Source organism: Cytobacillus spartinae, assembly GCF_042865285.1.
Taxonomy (GTDB): Bacteria; Bacillota; Bacilli; order Bacillales; family Cytobacillaceae; genus Robertmurraya_A; species Robertmurraya_A spartinae.
In genome coordinates, this window is record NZ_JBIACK010000001.1 from 300,348 (window position 1) to 315,031 (window position 14,684).

Below are 14,684 nucleotides of genomic sequence, written 5' to 3' on the forward strand. Positions count from 1 at the left end.
TTCTATTTAAACACAGTTTCAATAACCCCTTTTCCACCCTCATACTTTACCGTTCCATAAGCTCCATTAACAATAATGTTCTGAGGTGGAAGGTGGCCAATGTCTGTGTCATAAATAACGGGGATATTTAAATCGCCGAATGCATCTCTTAGTGCATCCTCGTATGTGTAAGTGTTTTCGGTTTCCTTTGTTACCGGCCTTCCAATTAGAATTCCATTTACATTTTCAAACCACCCGTTTTGTCTTAGCTGCCAAAGCGCACGATAGAGTTGTGTAACGGATAGTTCTACATTTTCAAAGTAGAAAATTAATCCTTCATCATTAGCATTCTCCAGATTAAAAGATTCTAAATCTCCAAATTTAGTTCCTGTTAAATTCATAATGCAGTCAATGCAACCCCCGATAAAACGGCCTGAGAAAGTTGCGGCTTCCTCTTTTAATGCCTTCCATTCTGTTGGCGTATCTACATAAAATCCTGTAACAGGGTTAGCAAATGCTTGCTCCCAAGAGGATTGATATTGTTCACTTGATGTTTGAATGATTGTAGAACCTACTTCTGAACCAAGTACCTCGCTCCACTTATTTGTAAGGGGATCAAGGTCTTTTGCCGCAATATCTAGAAGTGCTGGCCCATGAGCAGAAGCATGACCAGTTAGAACCGTGTATGAAAAGAGAAGGGTACTAATGTCTGAGTATCCGAGAATCCATTTTGAAGGGAGTGATTGAAGTCTTTCCCAATCTAGATAAGGTAGAATTTCCATTAAGAACTCTCCACCCCAAATAGGAATGATTGCTTTTACATTTGGATCCTCAAAAAAATCCATTAGTTCATTCCTTCTTTTTTCAGGAGAGCAACTTCTACTATTTTCTTGTGTCCAGACTGTATCACCAATAATGATGTTAAACCCTTTTTCCTCAAGTTGCTTCTTTGCTTTATGTACTAGAAAATGACCGCCTTCTTCAACTCCATTGGAAGGGGCTGAGACAGCAATAGTATCACCAGGTTTTAATGCAGCAGGATATTTGATCATACCTTCCACCTCTTCTTTTTCCTATATTATACAATTATTCAAGTGTTAAAAAAATCCCCCTCAAAAAGAGGAGGATAAAAATTTATAGAACCATATCTGACATTACATAGTGATACAAAAGCTTACCAGTATTATCAATTGAAGACTGGTGCGTACGCTCGAATGCGTGAGAGGAATCAATACCCGGTCCAATTAAGCCGTGAACAATATCGTGTCCCGAGCGAATGGCTGCTGATGCATCTGATCCGTAGTATGGATAAATATCTAGCTTATAAACGATGCAGTTTTCTTCAGCTAGATTCACTAATCTTTTCCTTAACTCATAATGATAAGGTCCACTTGCATCTTTCACACAAATGGAAACAGTATACTCATCAGTCGACTGGCCATCACCCATAGCGCCCATATCAACAGCTAAATATTCAACTGTTTCTGGTGTTATGTTTGAGTTTCCACCATAGCCAATCTCTTCGTTATTAGAAATTAAAAAGTGTGTTGTGTAAGGAAGCACAACATTATTTGTTTTAATCTCTTTGATTAATTGAAGGAGTATAGCGACACTTGCCTTATCGTCTAGGTGACGCGATTTAATAAAACCACTTGGTGTAATTTCGACTCTTGGATCAAACGACACGAAATCGCCCACTTCAATTCCAAGATTACGAACATCCTCAGCGTTTTTCACTACCTCATCAATTCTGACTTCCATGTTGTCTTGGTTTCTTTCTGCTTTGCCAGCATCTTTATATACGTGAACAGAAGTCTGGTGCATCAAAATTGTCCCTGTGTAAATCTTTCCAGAACTTGTTTCGATTTGACAATATTCACCTTCAATGGAGTTGTATTTAAATCCACCAATTAAATCTAACTTCAGTCGTCCATTCGACTTAATCTCTTTAACCATTGCACCAAGTGTATCAACATGTGCAGTTAACATGCGGTGTTTGTCTGTATTTTTTCCCGGTAAGGTTGCAATTAGACCACCTTTTCGATTGCGTCTAGTCTCAACACCATACTCAGATAAAAAGTTCTCAACATATGTAATCACTTCGTTTGTATTACCAGACGGGCTAGGAATAGATACTAGCTCTTTTAACAAGGAAAATGTGTCATTCGTATTTGGAAAATTCATTTTTTATTATCCTCCTAATATGTATTCATAATTACTATTATACGCTTCATTCTTGATAAATCTAATAGTTTCATAAATAGAACCATCGTAAAAAGAGTATCCAGGAATCCCCGAATACTCAAAGTTACTTTAACTATCCCTTTTTAAAAAGGACCTTCCCACCGTAATAAAGTAAAGCGAAGGAAAAAACTATAATAGCAATGACTCCTATAACATCAAAGAGCAAGGCAACTGCACCTGTAATCACTGCATTGGTTGGAATATAAATCAATGCAAATCCAGCAAGAATACATGCTAGGAATATAAGCGCTTTATGATACATTCGACTAACACCTCCCTCTAATATAATGTATGAGAAAATTAAGTTTTCGAAAGGACAAATACCCATCTTGTTAGTTAAAATTTTTGTGTATGTAGAATGTTTAGAATGAATAGGTTAGTAACATAGAAATAAATATTTGACTTAAACCTGAGTTATATAGTAGGATTACTAAGAATTAATTATTTGAATATTAACTCTTATCAAGAGAGGCGGAGGGACTGGCCCTACGATGCCCGGCAACCACTGATTTTCAGAAAGGTGCTAATTCCAGCAGAGCTATTACGTTCTGACAGATAAGGTGAAGCGAAAACTTCTTCTTATCGAAGAGGTTTTTTTGTGTTTATGAAACTGTTTTAGAATACACAAGGGGGAAATACACATGAAATACGGTTTTTGGTTACCGATTTTTGGGGGATGGCTTAGAAATGTTGATAACGAAAACATGCCACCTACATTTGATTATGCGAAGAACGTAATTCAATCTGCTGAAAATTGGGGGTTTGACACAACTCTCATTGCTGAGCTTTACTTAAATGATATTAAAGGGCCTAAGCAAGATTCATTAGAAGCGTGGTCGACAGCAGCAGCTCTAGCAGCTGTTACGGAAAAAATTGAAATTATGACGGCTGTTCGTCCAGGATTCCATAACCCTGCTGTTACCGCAAAAATGGCAGCCAATATTGATCATATTAGTAACGGTCGCTTCACTTTAAATGTTGTCTCTGCTTGGTGGGAAGAAGAAGCAAAGCAATATGGTGGAATTTTTACAGAGCATGACGAGCGATATAATCGTACAGAAGAATTTATCGACGTGCTAAAAGGACTTTGGACAGAAGATACTTTCTCATATGAAGGAAAATATTATTCTATTAAAAACGCCCATTTATCTCCAAAACCTGTACAACGTCCTAATCCGATTCTATACGCGGGAGGAGAGAGTCCTCGAGGCAAGAAGGCAATTGCAAAACAATGTGATGCGTATGTGATGCATGGTGGGACAGTCGAGGAAGTTGCTGTTAAAATTGATGATATGAAAAAACAAAGGGAGCTAGCAGGAAATAAACCTTTCCGTTCATTTGGTATGGCAGCATACGTGATTTGTAGAGACACGGAAGAGGAAGCACAAGAAGAGCTTGCTAGAATAACGGATGTAAAAGAGACGAGTGCTTACGCAGGATACAAAGATTTTGTTGGGAAATCTCAGTTAGAACAGCAAGTTAAGTTATATGATTATTCTGTTTCTAATCGAGGGTTACGTCCAAACTTAATAGGGACACCAGACCAGATTGCCGAACAAATCATTGCATATGAAGAAGCGGGAGTCGATTTACTATTACTTCAATTTTCACCTCAGTTGGAGGAAATGGAACTCTTTTCAAAAAAAGTAATGCCACTAGTTACGCAAAAACAAAAAAATAAACAATTACAGTAGGAAATGAGGGAATACGTTGAATAAAATATATGTCTTACATGAAAATAGTGAATGGACCATTCATTTAACAAATAGATTAGAAGAGTTAGGTCTTCCATATGAAGAGTGGCATTTGGATCAAGGAGTTGTCGATTTATCATCAGAGCCACCTCAGGGTGTTTTTTATAGCCGAATGAGCGCTTCATCACATACGAGAAATCATCGCTACGCACCAGAGTTAACCGAATCTGTTTTGGCTTGGTTAGAGAGAAATAATCGAAAGGTTTTCAACGGTAGTCGTGCATTACGACTTGAAGTCAGTAAGGTTAATCAATATATGGCTTTAAACGCAGTTGGAATAAGAACACCAAAAACCATTGCTGCAGTAGGGAGAGGGCAAATCTTAGAAGCGGCTGTAAAGCTGGAGGCAGGATCCTTTATTACGAAGCACAATAGAGCTGGAAAGGGCCTAGGAGTTCAATTATTTCATTCTATTGATAGCTTAAGAGAATACGTGGACGGACCAACATTTGAAGAACCGGTGGATGGAATTACGCTTGTACAAGAATATATTCAATCACCTGAGCCATTCATAACAAGATGTGAGTTTGTTGGTGGTAAGTTCGTCTATGCTGTTCAAGTGGATACATCTGAAGGGTTTGAACTTTGCCCCGCAGATGCCTGCCAAATTGGAGATTTATTTTGCCCAGTAGGAGAGGAAGCTCCACAAGAAAAACCTAAGTTTCAAGTAGTGGATCTACATGATCCGATCATTGAATTATATGAAAAGTTCCTTCAGGAGAATAAGATTGCAGTTGCAGGGATTGAATTTATTCGAAATGCTGATGGAGAAATCTATACGTATGATGTAAATACCAATACAAATTATAACTCAGATGCAGAGAGGGTATCGGGGAAATTCGGAATGCTTGAGGTAGCAAAATTTCTTGGGTCTGAGCTAAAGAAACTTGAAAAAGGGACACTAATTAATAGCTAATTTAAAGAACAACACGTCCTAATGCGTGTTGTTTTTGATGCTATGTAAAAGGATTATCTGTTTAAGAGAGCGAATAACCTTTATGAAGGTTTTAAAGGAGGTTCTTTTTTTGAATACAAAATTAATTATCGTTGAAGGGTTACCAGGGTTCGGAAAATCGACCACTGCTAACTTTATTCGAGATCTTTTAGAGGAAAAAGGGATTAAAAATCAACTATTTTTAGAAGGTAATTTGGATCATCCTGCTGATTATGATGGTGTCTCTTGCCATACAGAGGCTGAATTACAACACCTATTATCCAACCATTTAGAGGTTAAGGATATTTTACAAAATAATGTGGTAGAAAAAGGGGATAAGTACTTTCTACCATATCAAAAGATGAAAAATGAATATGGGTCTAAGCTTTCTACTGAATTATTTAATGAGATTTTTAAAAAAGATATATATGAACTTGCTTTGGATCAAAATATAAATCTTATTGTAGACAAATGGACGGAGTTTGCACAACATGCACTCAACGAAAATAAAACTTATATTTTCGAATGTTGCTTTATTCAGAACCCTGTTACGGTAGGGATGATTAAATATAATGCGTCGAAAGAAGTGGTAAGAGATTATGTTCATAGATTACAAGAGGTCATTAAAGGACTAGACCCACTTTTAATCTATGTAGAACAAGATGATCTTGAGTTTTCTTTTAAGAAGGCCATTCAAGAAAGACCGCAGGAATGGTCAGAAGGATTTGTGAATTACTATACAAATCAGGGCTATGGAAAAGCCAAAGGATATAAAGGTATAGAAGGTACCATTAAAGTGCTTGAAGCAAGGAGATTATTAGAAGAAGAAATTTATGATTCACTAGGGATAAAAAAAGTTAAAATTAATAATTCCAACTATGAGGGGAAAAATTACAAGCAAACTCTTTCTGATGTGTTAATGTGTAATTTTTATAAATAAAAGGTGTATTAACATATAACCTATTTTAAAGGGTATGATATTTTTAGTTATTACTTTGATAATGGGAGGTTTTATAATGGGAGAATGTAATCTTGATCATTCACTTGAAGATGTCAAAAGTAAATATGAATCACAGTCTGAATACTTGCCAAGTGAAATGAAGCCATTATTTGAGAGCTTTTTCACGAAAGAACATACTCAGGAGCTTCTAAATGATGTCTTTCACTTATTGAAAAAGTATGATTTATCGTCGAACGAGGAGAGGGAAACAAGAAATAGAAGATTATATATGGTACTGCAAAATGTAAAGTAAGAAAAATGGTGTAGATGAGTATTTGTCTACACCATTTTTTTATAAAGTATTAAGAATTTTCGGTAAATATAAAGGAATCCGTCACACTTTGTCGTATCTTACTACTAAGAAATTTTCTTATAGTGAGGAAGATACTATGCTCGCGGAGAAGTTATTATTACACGTATTAATTATTTTTGCCCCCATCCTCATTTATAGTTTCTTTATTGAAAACAAAGGGAAACAAATCAATTCATACATTTGTGGTTTGTTGCAGGGAGGAACAGCTCTCCTTTGTATGACATTTCCTGTTTACAATTTCGAATTATATTGGGACTTGCGGTACGTTCCTCTAGTACTAGCATTTCTATATAGTGGTCCTATAGCAGGCGGAATAGTCTTTCTGTTTATCCTTGGAACGAGAACCTTCATTGGTGGAGAAGCATTGCTCTTCGGATATATAAGTGCTATTATTTCGGTCATTGTTCCATTTGCATATTCTATTTTGAATAGATTCTGGAAAAAGAGTCCAAGGAAGAGGATTCTCACTGCAATTACAATCGGGTTTTGGCCGGCTGTTATGCAATTGGGAATTCTAATCTTTTGGTTTGTTTTTAATCCATCAGCTGTAAACTTTTCTGAACTGATCAGCTATATTTTGATATTTGGTTTTATCAACATTCTTGCAATCGGTTTTGCTGCAAAATTAAATGAAATGATAATCGAAAGAATCATGATGAAACAGGAGATTCGACGAGCAGAAAAGTTTAATACACTCGGTGAGCTTGCTGCCTCCATTGCTCATGAAGTACGAAATCCACTAACGGTAGTCAAAGGATTCCTTCAACTCATGCAACAGAAGGAAAAGGGAGAAAATTATCAGTATCTTACATTAGTGCTGGGGGAGCTCGGGCGTGCAGAAGCGATTATAAATGATTACTTAAGCTTCGCGAAACCACAATATGAAAAGAAAGAGAAATTCCTTATTAAAGGACTCTTACTTGATGTACAACAGTTATTAGAACCACTAGCTTTAAAACAAGGCGTCGAGTTAAGAAGCATTCTAGACTCTGATCAACTTTTACTCGCAGATCGAGATCAATTTAAACAAGCTATCGTCAACATCATTAAGAATGCAATTGAGGCGACGAACAATGGTGGAGAAGTAATCATAACATTAGAAGAAAAGAATGATATGGTTCGGATACGGATTAAAGATAGCGGAAAAGGAATGACAAAAGACCAACTTTCTAGATTAGGAACACTGTTCTATACTACCAAAGACAAAGGGACAGGATTAGGGACTATGGTTTCTATTCGAATTATTGAGTCTATGAATGGAAAAATCTCTTATAGGAGCGAAGAGGGATCGGGAACCGAGGTAACAATCCAATTGCGTAATCCTGATGAAGTAGGTAGAAATGATGAAAAATGATCCACCTATCAAGATTTATTCCAAAGGTTTACTACATGAATCGTTTATGAGGGGCCTTCCACTGAGGAAGACCCCTTAGTCATTTATAATGTTTTTTTAAACACATAGCTTGGTATGGTATAGCTCATTTTCTCTTCATAAAAGCGGTGAGCGTCTTTTCGATGAAGGGCAGAGGATAGGGCGATGGTAATGCATCCATGTTCAACACCCCAATTTTCAATGGAACTCAGAAGATACTCTCCGTATCCTTTTGATCTCTTTTTACTAGTTGTTACTAGGTCATAAACCCAGACATGTCTTCCATAATAAAAGTTAGTAATGATTCCGACTCCTGCGAGGGCAACAAGGTCGTTTTTGTCATATAATGCAAACATCTTATAGCCTTGAGGTTGCATTTCTTCTAATAGATTCAGAAATTGTTCCTCTTTTAATTCCGGTCTTAATTCCCGCATTAACTTATAACCTTCTAATACTTCTTCCATTGTGATTAATTGCTTAGTTTCAAACAAAGCAAACAACTCCTTCTTTACAAATAACTTAGATTTCTACAAAATAATCATAAGTGGTTATTGGTATCACCAAAAGAACCAGAAATAAAATTTTTGATGGGGCCAGAGGAGTGTCATTATGTTTGAGTTAACCCCTATACTAGATGAAAAACTAGAAACACCCTTGTACATTCAGTTATACGAATTTATAAAGCAACAAATTGAAAAAAATAACATAGAAAAAGGGACTCAACTTCCGTCCAAAAGAAAACTTGCAGAGTATTTATCAACAAGTAGAAACACAGTAGAAAATGCCTTAGCACAACTAATCGCTGAAGGATATGTGGAGAGCGTTCCTAGAGTAGGTCTATTTGTAGCGGATATAAGTGATTCCATTTTGCATCATCAACACAAACAAATAAATATACTAAAAGACCCTATAGAAGAGAGTCCTTCATTCAAATATGACTTTAGCCAAGGTCATGTTGATTTAAATTATTTTCCCTATAAAACATGGAAAAAACTTATGATTCAATGCCTGCAAATAGAAGAGAAGGAATTGCTTCTTGGAGGTCATTCCCAAGGTGAGGTAGAGCTTAGGGAGGAGATAGCTCACTATTTGTATCAATCTAGAGGTGTAAAATGTACAGCTGAACAAATTGTAGTTGGAGCAGGAACTCAATATTTACTAGGCCTCATATGCAGATTGATGGGGAGAGAAGCGGTTTGTGCATTAGAAGAGCCTTGTTTTCATAGGTCTAGAGAGACTATACGATCACATGGAATGAAGATTATACCGATTGATGTTGAAGTAGATGGTCTAAAAGTAGATGATTTGACAAATACAAATGCAAATTTAGTATATGTAACTCCATCACATCAGTTTCCCACAGGAGGTATCCTAAATATTCAAAAAAGGTATAAGCTCTTAGAATGGGCAAATGAAAATAATGCCTATATTTTAGAGGACGATTATGATGGGGAGTTTCGATATCGCGGAAAGCCAATTCCGGCCTTACAAGGTCTTGATACATATGATCGAGTCATTTATCTAGGTACTTTTTCAAAATCGTTTATTCCTTCTTTACGGATTAGCTACATTGTCCTACCAAAACATTTTATTGTAAAACACTATGATCATATTATTTTTCAAAAACAAACCGTCTCTAGAGTTAACCAGAAGGCGTTGGAGTTATTTATGAAAGAAGGACATTGGGGAAGACACCTGAATAAGATGAGGACCCTATATCGTAAAAAGCAAAAAGTGTTACAAAAGACCATTCTAGAAAAATTTGAAGATAGGGTTAAAGTGATTGGGATTGATTCAGGTCTCCATATTTTACTTCAAGTTCATTTAGCTGAGACAGAAGACTCTTTAATACAAAAGGCAGAAAATCATTGCGTCAAAGTATATCCTTCTTCCGTGTATTATTTCGGTGACAATCCAACAGAGTTTCCGCAAATCCTCCTTGGTTTCGGTGGATTGTCTGAAACAGAAATTATGGAAGGCATTGAGCGCTTACATCAAGCATGGTTTTAAAATATTTCACAATTGTCTTAATTATCGTTATAATACATTTATTGTTCAACATGATGAGAGGTGCTAAAAATGAAAAGAAATTTAAATGTTGCAATCATCGGCATAGGTGCTATAGGAGAAAGAGTTTTACGTAAGTTTTTATATCATTCAGGAACTGAATTAGTTGCCGTTTGTGATCAAAATGAAAGTCGCTTAAACGAATTGAAAAGTGAACTTGAGGAAGTGTCGGTGTACATCGATTATAAGGAGTTACTTAAGCAAGAAAATATTGATCTAGTATACTTAGCTGTACCGCCGGAGTTTCATCATAAAATTGCTTTAGACATTCTAAAGAGCGGAAAACATCTATTTTGCGAAAAACCTTTAGCTAACACTGAAGGTGAAGCAAAGGAAATGTTAGAGGCGGCATTAGACGCAAATGTCATACATGCGATGAATTTTCCAATGATTTATAGCAATGTTTTTCAAACGTTTAAAACGAAGATCCTTAGTGGAGAAATCGGTGAGGTTAAGAGAATTGAAGTGCAAATGCATTTTACAGAATGGCCTCGTCCTTGGCAAAAGAATATGTGGATATCTAGTCGTGAGCAGGGAGGCTTTATTCGTGAAGTAGCTCCTCATTACATTCATATGATTTATGATGTTTTTGGAGAAATAGGTAATGTGAAGTCATTTGTTGATTATCCAGAAGATCCAAATCTATGTGAGACAGGGTTTATTGCTAGAATGGAGCTTAAGAATGGCACACCCATTCTCTTCAATGGTTTGAGTGGAATTGGTGAGAAAGAGCATATATCGTTTAAAGTTTTTGGAGATAAAGGTACGCTAGATCTAACAAATTGGAGCGTTCTTTCGCAAAGTATCGGCGATAAACCAACTACTGTTCTTCCTATTGAGAGAACTGAACAATTAGATATTATTATGGAATTAATTAAAGCCATTGAGGGTCAACAAGCACAAATTGCAAGTTTCCATGAAGGATATGCAGTACAAAAAGTATTAGAGCAATTATTAGGAGAGTAAAGCAGGATTTAATTCTGCTTTATTTTTTTTGTCCTAGTAATAACAGGTCGATATTTGTAAAAATAATTCTTCGGGAATCGAAAGAAAACTATTGCCAGATGGATTAAGTGGGAGTATGATTACGATGATAACAGAATAAGGAATACAGGAAGAAGCTGAGGAAAGATGGCGCATAGTGAAAGAATTAACGCGTTAAATGAGAAGTTAAGCATTAAGAATGGAATTGCTACTACCATTGTACTAAATATAAGTAACAATTATTTTGCATTGTTCGCAATAAGTGTACTAGGCGTAAGTAACTATCAAGTGGGGCTCATTAGTTCATTGCCGCAATTTATCGGGATGTTCGCGATGTTTATTGGCTCGCTGTTGTTGAATAGAATGGAAGAAAAGAAGAAATTCACTGCTATTTCATTTTTATTTACTAGATTATTTTTATTGTTCATGTTCTTTGTCATTTATCTGCCAGTCGAGTATAGGGGCTGGGTGTTTGTACTTCTAGTGGGATTTATGAATCTACCAGGTTCGTTTGCTAACTTAAGCTGGCAATCTTTAATTGGTGATTTGATTCCAGATAATCGAAGAAGCGGTTTTTTTAGTGATCGTAATAGAGTTTTGACCATAGTTGGGATGATTTCCACCTTCATTATAGGAATCATGCTACAACAATTCAATTCTAGTAATCCATTTCCATACCAGTTACTTTTTTTGGTAGGATTTCTTTTTGGAATTGTAGAAGTCTACTATTTGCTTAAGCATAAAGAAGAGAAAAAAGTTAGGAAGCAGATCAAAAAAGGACTTTCATTTGGCTGGGAAGTGTTTAAACACAAGCCTTATGTATATTTTTTAATCTGTGGACTATTTTTTAATTTCGGCTGGCAGATGGCTTGGTCGTTATTTAGTATTTATCAAATCAAATATGCATTAGCAACTGGATTATGGGTTAGTTTATTTGCGGTTGCTAACCAAATTGCACAAATAGTTAGTTACAAATGGTGGGGAAGAATGGCTGATAAGCATTCAAATGCGAAAATGCTTATTTTAGTAGCGGTAGGGATGGCTAGTGCTCCGTTTCTGACCATCCTTTCGACGGATTTGGTATACTTAGTAGCTGTAAATGCGTTCTCAGGATTATTTGTATCGGGGACGGTTTTAATTTTATTTAACCAATTGTTAGAGGTAACAAAAGAGGACAATAGAAGTACTTGTATTTCTAATTATAATATCTTGTTAGCATTGGTGGCTTTTATTGCACCTCAGTTTGGTGTTTTCTTGTTAGAAACAGTAAGTATGGATTTTGCAATGACCATCTCATCTGTCTTGAGGGGGGCAAGTGCCTTTCTATTCTTTGGCTTGTATCTCTACTTAAGAAATCAACAAAAAGTGCTAAAGATTGGCGGACCATCTACACCATAACAGCATCTTCGGATGTTGTTATTTTTATTACATACATAAAAATAAAAACCGCCTTGCATTTCCAGCTTTTGCATGCTAGAATGAGAGGCGGTCTAATGTTTTTTGACATAAAAATTAATTTTGTTAATAAATATCCTATAATAACATTAACACAATAATATTCTAATTGTCAAGCATTAGACTGAAAAAATATTTAGGAGTGGTTTCATGGGTAAAGAACAAATGGATAAGCATTTTGAGCAAAACCGTGTAGATTCAGTGGTAAAAGAAATTAATCAAAAAGTAAACCACTTATCACAACAAGTGCAGAAAATAAGTTCTGATGCTCTTGAAATTCGCAAAACTTTTTGGAATGACGTGACTGTAAATGTTGATGAACCAGATGACATGATTGAAACGTATTTCAGTATTAAGCAGCAGGCGCAACTTTTATCAGAAAGAGAGAGAAGTCAAAGTCATCTAGGGAAAGAACTTAAGACCTTAGGAAGGTTAAAATATTCTCCTTACTTTGGTCGTGTTGATTTTAAAGAAGATGGTGAACAGAAAAGCGAATCGATTTATTTAGGGATCACATCCCTGATGGATCAGAATGAAGAAAATTTCTTAATATACGATTGGCGTGCTCCGATTTCGAGCATTTATTATGATTATTCTCCTGGAAAAGCAGAGTACAACACTCTAGAAGGAAACATTAAAGGAGAAATGGAATTAAAACGACAATTTATTATCCGTAACAGTAAAATTGAAGGAATGTTTGATACAGGGATAACCATTGGGGATGAAATACTGCAAGAAGTGTTAGGGAATAACGCTAATACACAAATGAAGAGCATAGTAGCGACGATTCAAAAAGAACAAAATCAAATCATTCGAAATGAAAAAAGTAAGGTCCTCCTAGTACAAGGTGTGGCAGGTAGTGGAAAAACGTCTGCGGCCCTTCAACGTGTGGCGTATTTACTTTATCGTTATAGAGGGATTCTAACTTCACAAAATATTATGTTGTTTTCACCCAATCCACTATTTAATAGCTATGTTGCCACTGTTCTTCCTGAGCTTGGAGAAGAAAATATGCAACAAGCTACATTCTTAGAGTATTTAACAAGTCGCATTGAAAAATCAATCCATCTTGAGGATGCTTTTATGCAAGTTGAATATATCCTAAACGGGGAAGAAACAGAAGAATATGTCACTCGGATTAAAAGTATCAGCTTTAAATCCAATCTGCAGTTTAAAGAGATCATGGATCAGTATTTGAAGTATCTTTCTAATGAAGGTCTTCTTTTTAAAGATATCATGGTGAAAAATAAGCTTCTAATCTCTGCGGAACAAATTAAAGATAAGTTCTACACCTATGATAAAAGTTATTCGATTCCAAATCGGATGGCCCTTTTACAAGAATGGCTTTTAAAGGAGATTAGAAAGTTTAAGAAAAGAGAAAGAGAACAGGATTGGGTAAAAGAAGAAATTCAATTTCTGGAGAAGGAAGATTACTTAGATGCTTTTAAGAAGCTTCAAAAGGATAAAAAGTTCAACGAAGATACATTTGATGATCAGGAAAGAGAAGAGAAGGTTCTGTCAGAAGTATTGGTTAGTCGTTATTTTAAACCTATAATAAGGCAAGTGAAAAAGTTCAGATTTATCGACTATATCCATATTTATAATCAATTGTTTACTCAGGAGACGGTCGAGAAGGCAGCGCTTCTAGTGAATGATGATTGGAAAGACATATGCCGAATCAGTCAAGTGAAGCTATCCTCTTCAGAGTTAACATATGAAGACGCAACACCTTTCGTCTATTTAAAGGACCATATAGAAGGTCGAAAAGGATCCTCTTCTGTAAAGCATGTATTTATTGATGAGGCACAGGATTATTCGCCCTTGCAATTTGCCTATATTCGTGAACTATTCCCTTATAGCAAAATGACCTTACTTGGTGACATCAATCAAGGGATTTTTGCTCATTCTAGTGAAGCAACCTCCATTTTGCCTCTAAATTTTATTGAGGAAGATAAAGAATCCATTATCCTGACGCGAAGCTATCGATCTACTCGACCGATTGGAGAGTTTACGAAATCGCTCTTAAAGGATGGATCATTGATTGAACCTTTCAACCGAGAAGGAAATAAACCGACACTAACTATCGTAAAAGATCAAGATGATTTACATACTTCCTTAGTTAGAAAGGTTAATAATCTTAAGGAACAGGGTCACAAGACAATCGCAATCATCTGTAAGACAGCAAAAGAAAGCCAAGAAGCGTTTCATTCGTTAAAAGATGAGCTCCCACTTAAGCTTATTGAGAAAGGAACGATTTCTTTTGAGCAAGGGGTATTAGTCATTCCTTCTTATTTGGCAAAGGGAATTGAATTCGATGCGGTGCTAATCTATGATGCTTCCAGTAAAAGTTATCATAGGGAAAGCGAGCGGCGTTTGTTTTACACGGCATGCACGAGAGCTATGCATGAATTACATCTCTATACAACAGAAGAAATTAGTCCTCTTCTTTCAGACAGTAAAGATTATCTAGAGATTTCCAGTAAAGTCCTCTAATTAGGGGGCTTTTTTTACCTTTCAATACTAAAAGAGACACCATCCAGTTAGTGACCTCCAGAAGTTAGAGTAGAAATTTAACTTCTAGA

Annotated in this window: 13 protein-coding genes and 1 riboswitch; of the genes, 9 read left to right on the plus strand and 4 right to left on the minus strand. The window is 36.0% G+C overall.

Annotated features, from left to right (window positions below; genetic code table 11):
• Positions 1 to 2 precede the first annotated feature (2 nt).
• From ACFYKX_RS01400 to ACFYKX_RS01410, 3 genes are all read right to left on the minus strand, one after another.
• Positions 3 to 1,031 (minus strand): S66 family peptidase, encoded by a 1,029-nt coding sequence (locus ACFYKX_RS01400; protein WP_389357335.1) that lies wholly within the window; start codon positions 1,029 to 1,031, stop codon positions 3 to 5.
• A gap of 82 nt (positions 1,032 to 1,113) precedes the next feature.
• Positions 1,114 to 2,163, minus strand: coding sequence for a M42 family metallopeptidase (locus ACFYKX_RS01405; RefSeq protein WP_389357336.1), 1,050 nt, complete (start codon positions 2,161 to 2,163; stop codon positions 1,114 to 1,116).
• A 133-nt stretch (positions 2,164 to 2,296) separates the two neighbouring features.
• A complete protein-coding gene (locus ACFYKX_RS01410) occupies positions 2,297 to 2,485 on the minus strand; it encodes a hypothetical protein (RefSeq protein WP_389357338.1) in 189 nt (62 codons plus the stop codon).
• Positions 2,486 to 2,679: 194 nt separating this feature from the next.
• A riboswitch (SAM riboswitch) is annotated at positions 2,680 to 2,785 on the plus strand.
• A gap of 79 nt (positions 2,786 to 2,864) precedes the next feature.
• Here ACFYKX_RS01410 and ACFYKX_RS01415 point away from each other — a divergent pair.
• The 5 genes from ACFYKX_RS01415 to ACFYKX_RS01435 all read left to right on the plus strand — a co-directional run bounded on the left by ACFYKX_RS01415 (position 2,865) and on the right by ACFYKX_RS01435 (position 7,578).
• A complete protein-coding gene (locus ACFYKX_RS01415) occupies positions 2,865 to 3,917 on the plus strand; it encodes an LLM class flavin-dependent oxidoreductase (protein ID WP_389357340.1) in 1,053 nt (350 codons plus the stop codon).
• 16 nt (positions 3,918 to 3,933) lie between these two features.
• Entirely contained in the window at positions 3,934 to 4,893 is a 960-nt protein-coding gene (locus ACFYKX_RS01420) for an ATP-grasp domain-containing protein (protein ID WP_389357342.1), read from the plus strand.
• Positions 4,894 to 5,002: 109 nt separating this feature from the next.
• Positions 5,003 to 5,851 carry a hypothetical protein gene (locus tag ACFYKX_RS01425; protein WP_389357344.1) on the plus strand — a complete coding sequence of 283 codons (849 nt, stop codon included), beginning with the start codon at positions 5,003 to 5,005 and terminating at the stop codon, positions 5,849 to 5,851.
• A gap of 76 nt (positions 5,852 to 5,927) precedes the next feature.
• On the plus strand, positions 5,928 to 6,164 hold the full coding sequence (locus tag ACFYKX_RS01430) for a hypothetical protein (protein WP_389357346.1): 237 nt from the start codon (positions 5,928 to 5,930) through the stop codon (positions 6,162 to 6,164).
• A gap of 136 nt (positions 6,165 to 6,300) precedes the next feature.
• Complete coding sequence (locus ACFYKX_RS01435) at positions 6,301 to 7,578, plus strand: ATP-binding protein (protein WP_389357348.1); 1,278 nt, start codon at positions 6,301 to 6,303, stop codon at positions 7,576 to 7,578.
• Between the two features lie 83 nt (positions 7,579 to 7,661).
• Here the strand turns inward: ACFYKX_RS01435 and ACFYKX_RS01440 are convergent, their stop codons facing one another.
• Entirely contained in the window at positions 7,662 to 8,087 is a 426-nt protein-coding gene (locus ACFYKX_RS01440) for a GNAT family N-acetyltransferase (protein ID WP_389357350.1), read from the minus strand.
• 118 nt (positions 8,088 to 8,205) lie between these two features.
• On the opposite strand from ACFYKX_RS01440, the gene pdxR reads away from it, so the two are divergent.
• From pdxR to helD, 4 genes are all read left to right on the plus strand, one after another.
• Positions 8,206 to 9,606, plus strand: coding sequence for a MocR-like pyridoxine biosynthesis transcription factor PdxR (gene pdxR, locus ACFYKX_RS01445; protein WP_389357352.1), 1,401 nt, complete (start codon positions 8,206 to 8,208; stop codon positions 9,604 to 9,606).
• Between the two features lie 69 nt (positions 9,607 to 9,675).
• Positions 9,676 to 10,629 carry a Gfo/Idh/MocA family protein gene (locus tag ACFYKX_RS01450; protein ID WP_389357354.1) on the plus strand — a complete coding sequence of 318 codons (954 nt, stop codon included), beginning with the start codon at positions 9,676 to 9,678 and terminating at the stop codon, positions 10,627 to 10,629.
• Between the two features lie 165 nt (positions 10,630 to 10,794).
• On the plus strand, positions 10,795 to 12,045 hold the full coding sequence (locus tag ACFYKX_RS01455; RefSeq protein WP_389357356.1) for an MFS transporter: 1,251 nt from the start codon (positions 10,795 to 10,797) through the stop codon (positions 12,043 to 12,045).
• 207 nt (positions 12,046 to 12,252) lie between these two features.
• Positions 12,253 to 14,595 (plus strand): RNA polymerase recycling motor HelD, encoded by a 2,343-nt coding sequence (gene helD, locus ACFYKX_RS01460; RefSeq protein WP_389357358.1) that lies wholly within the window; start codon positions 12,253 to 12,255, stop codon positions 14,593 to 14,595.
• Positions 14,596 to 14,684 lie beyond the last annotated feature (89 nt).

Excerpts from the sequence above, each read along its gene's own strand:
- ACFYKX_RS01400 (WP_389357335.1), bottom strand. The coding sequence starts at position 1,031 with ATGATCAAATATCCTGCTGCATTAAAACCTGGTGATACTATTGCTGTC.
- ACFYKX_RS01405 (WP_389357336.1), bottom strand. The coding sequence starts at position 2,163 with ATGAATTTTCCAAATACGAATGACACATTTTCCTTGTTAAAAGAGCTA.
- ACFYKX_RS01410 (WP_389357338.1), bottom strand. The coding sequence starts at position 2,485 with ATGTATCATAAAGCGCTTATATTCCTAGCATGTATTCTTGCTGGATTT.
- ACFYKX_RS01415 (WP_389357340.1), top strand. The coding sequence starts at position 2,865 with ATGAAATACGGTTTTTGGTTACCGATTTTTGGGGGATGGCTTAGAAAT.
- ACFYKX_RS01430 (WP_389357346.1), top strand. The coding sequence starts at position 5,928 with ATGGGAGAATGTAATCTTGATCATTCACTTGAAGATGTCAAAAGTAAA.
- ACFYKX_RS01435 (WP_389357348.1), top strand. The coding sequence starts at position 6,301 with ATGCTCGCGGAGAAGTTATTATTACACGTATTAATTATTTTTGCCCCC.
- pdxR (WP_389357352.1), top strand. The coding sequence starts at position 8,206 with ATGTTTGAGTTAACCCCTATACTAGATGAAAAACTAGAAACACCCTTG.
- ACFYKX_RS01450 (WP_389357354.1), top strand. The coding sequence starts at position 9,676 with ATGAAAAGAAATTTAAATGTTGCAATCATCGGCATAGGTGCTATAGGA.
- ACFYKX_RS01455 (WP_389357356.1), top strand. The coding sequence starts at position 10,795 with ATGGCGCATAGTGAAAGAATTAACGCGTTAAATGAGAAGTTAAGCATT.
- helD (WP_389357358.1), top strand. The coding sequence starts at position 12,253 with ATGGGTAAAGAACAAATGGATAAGCATTTTGAGCAAAACCGTGTAGAT.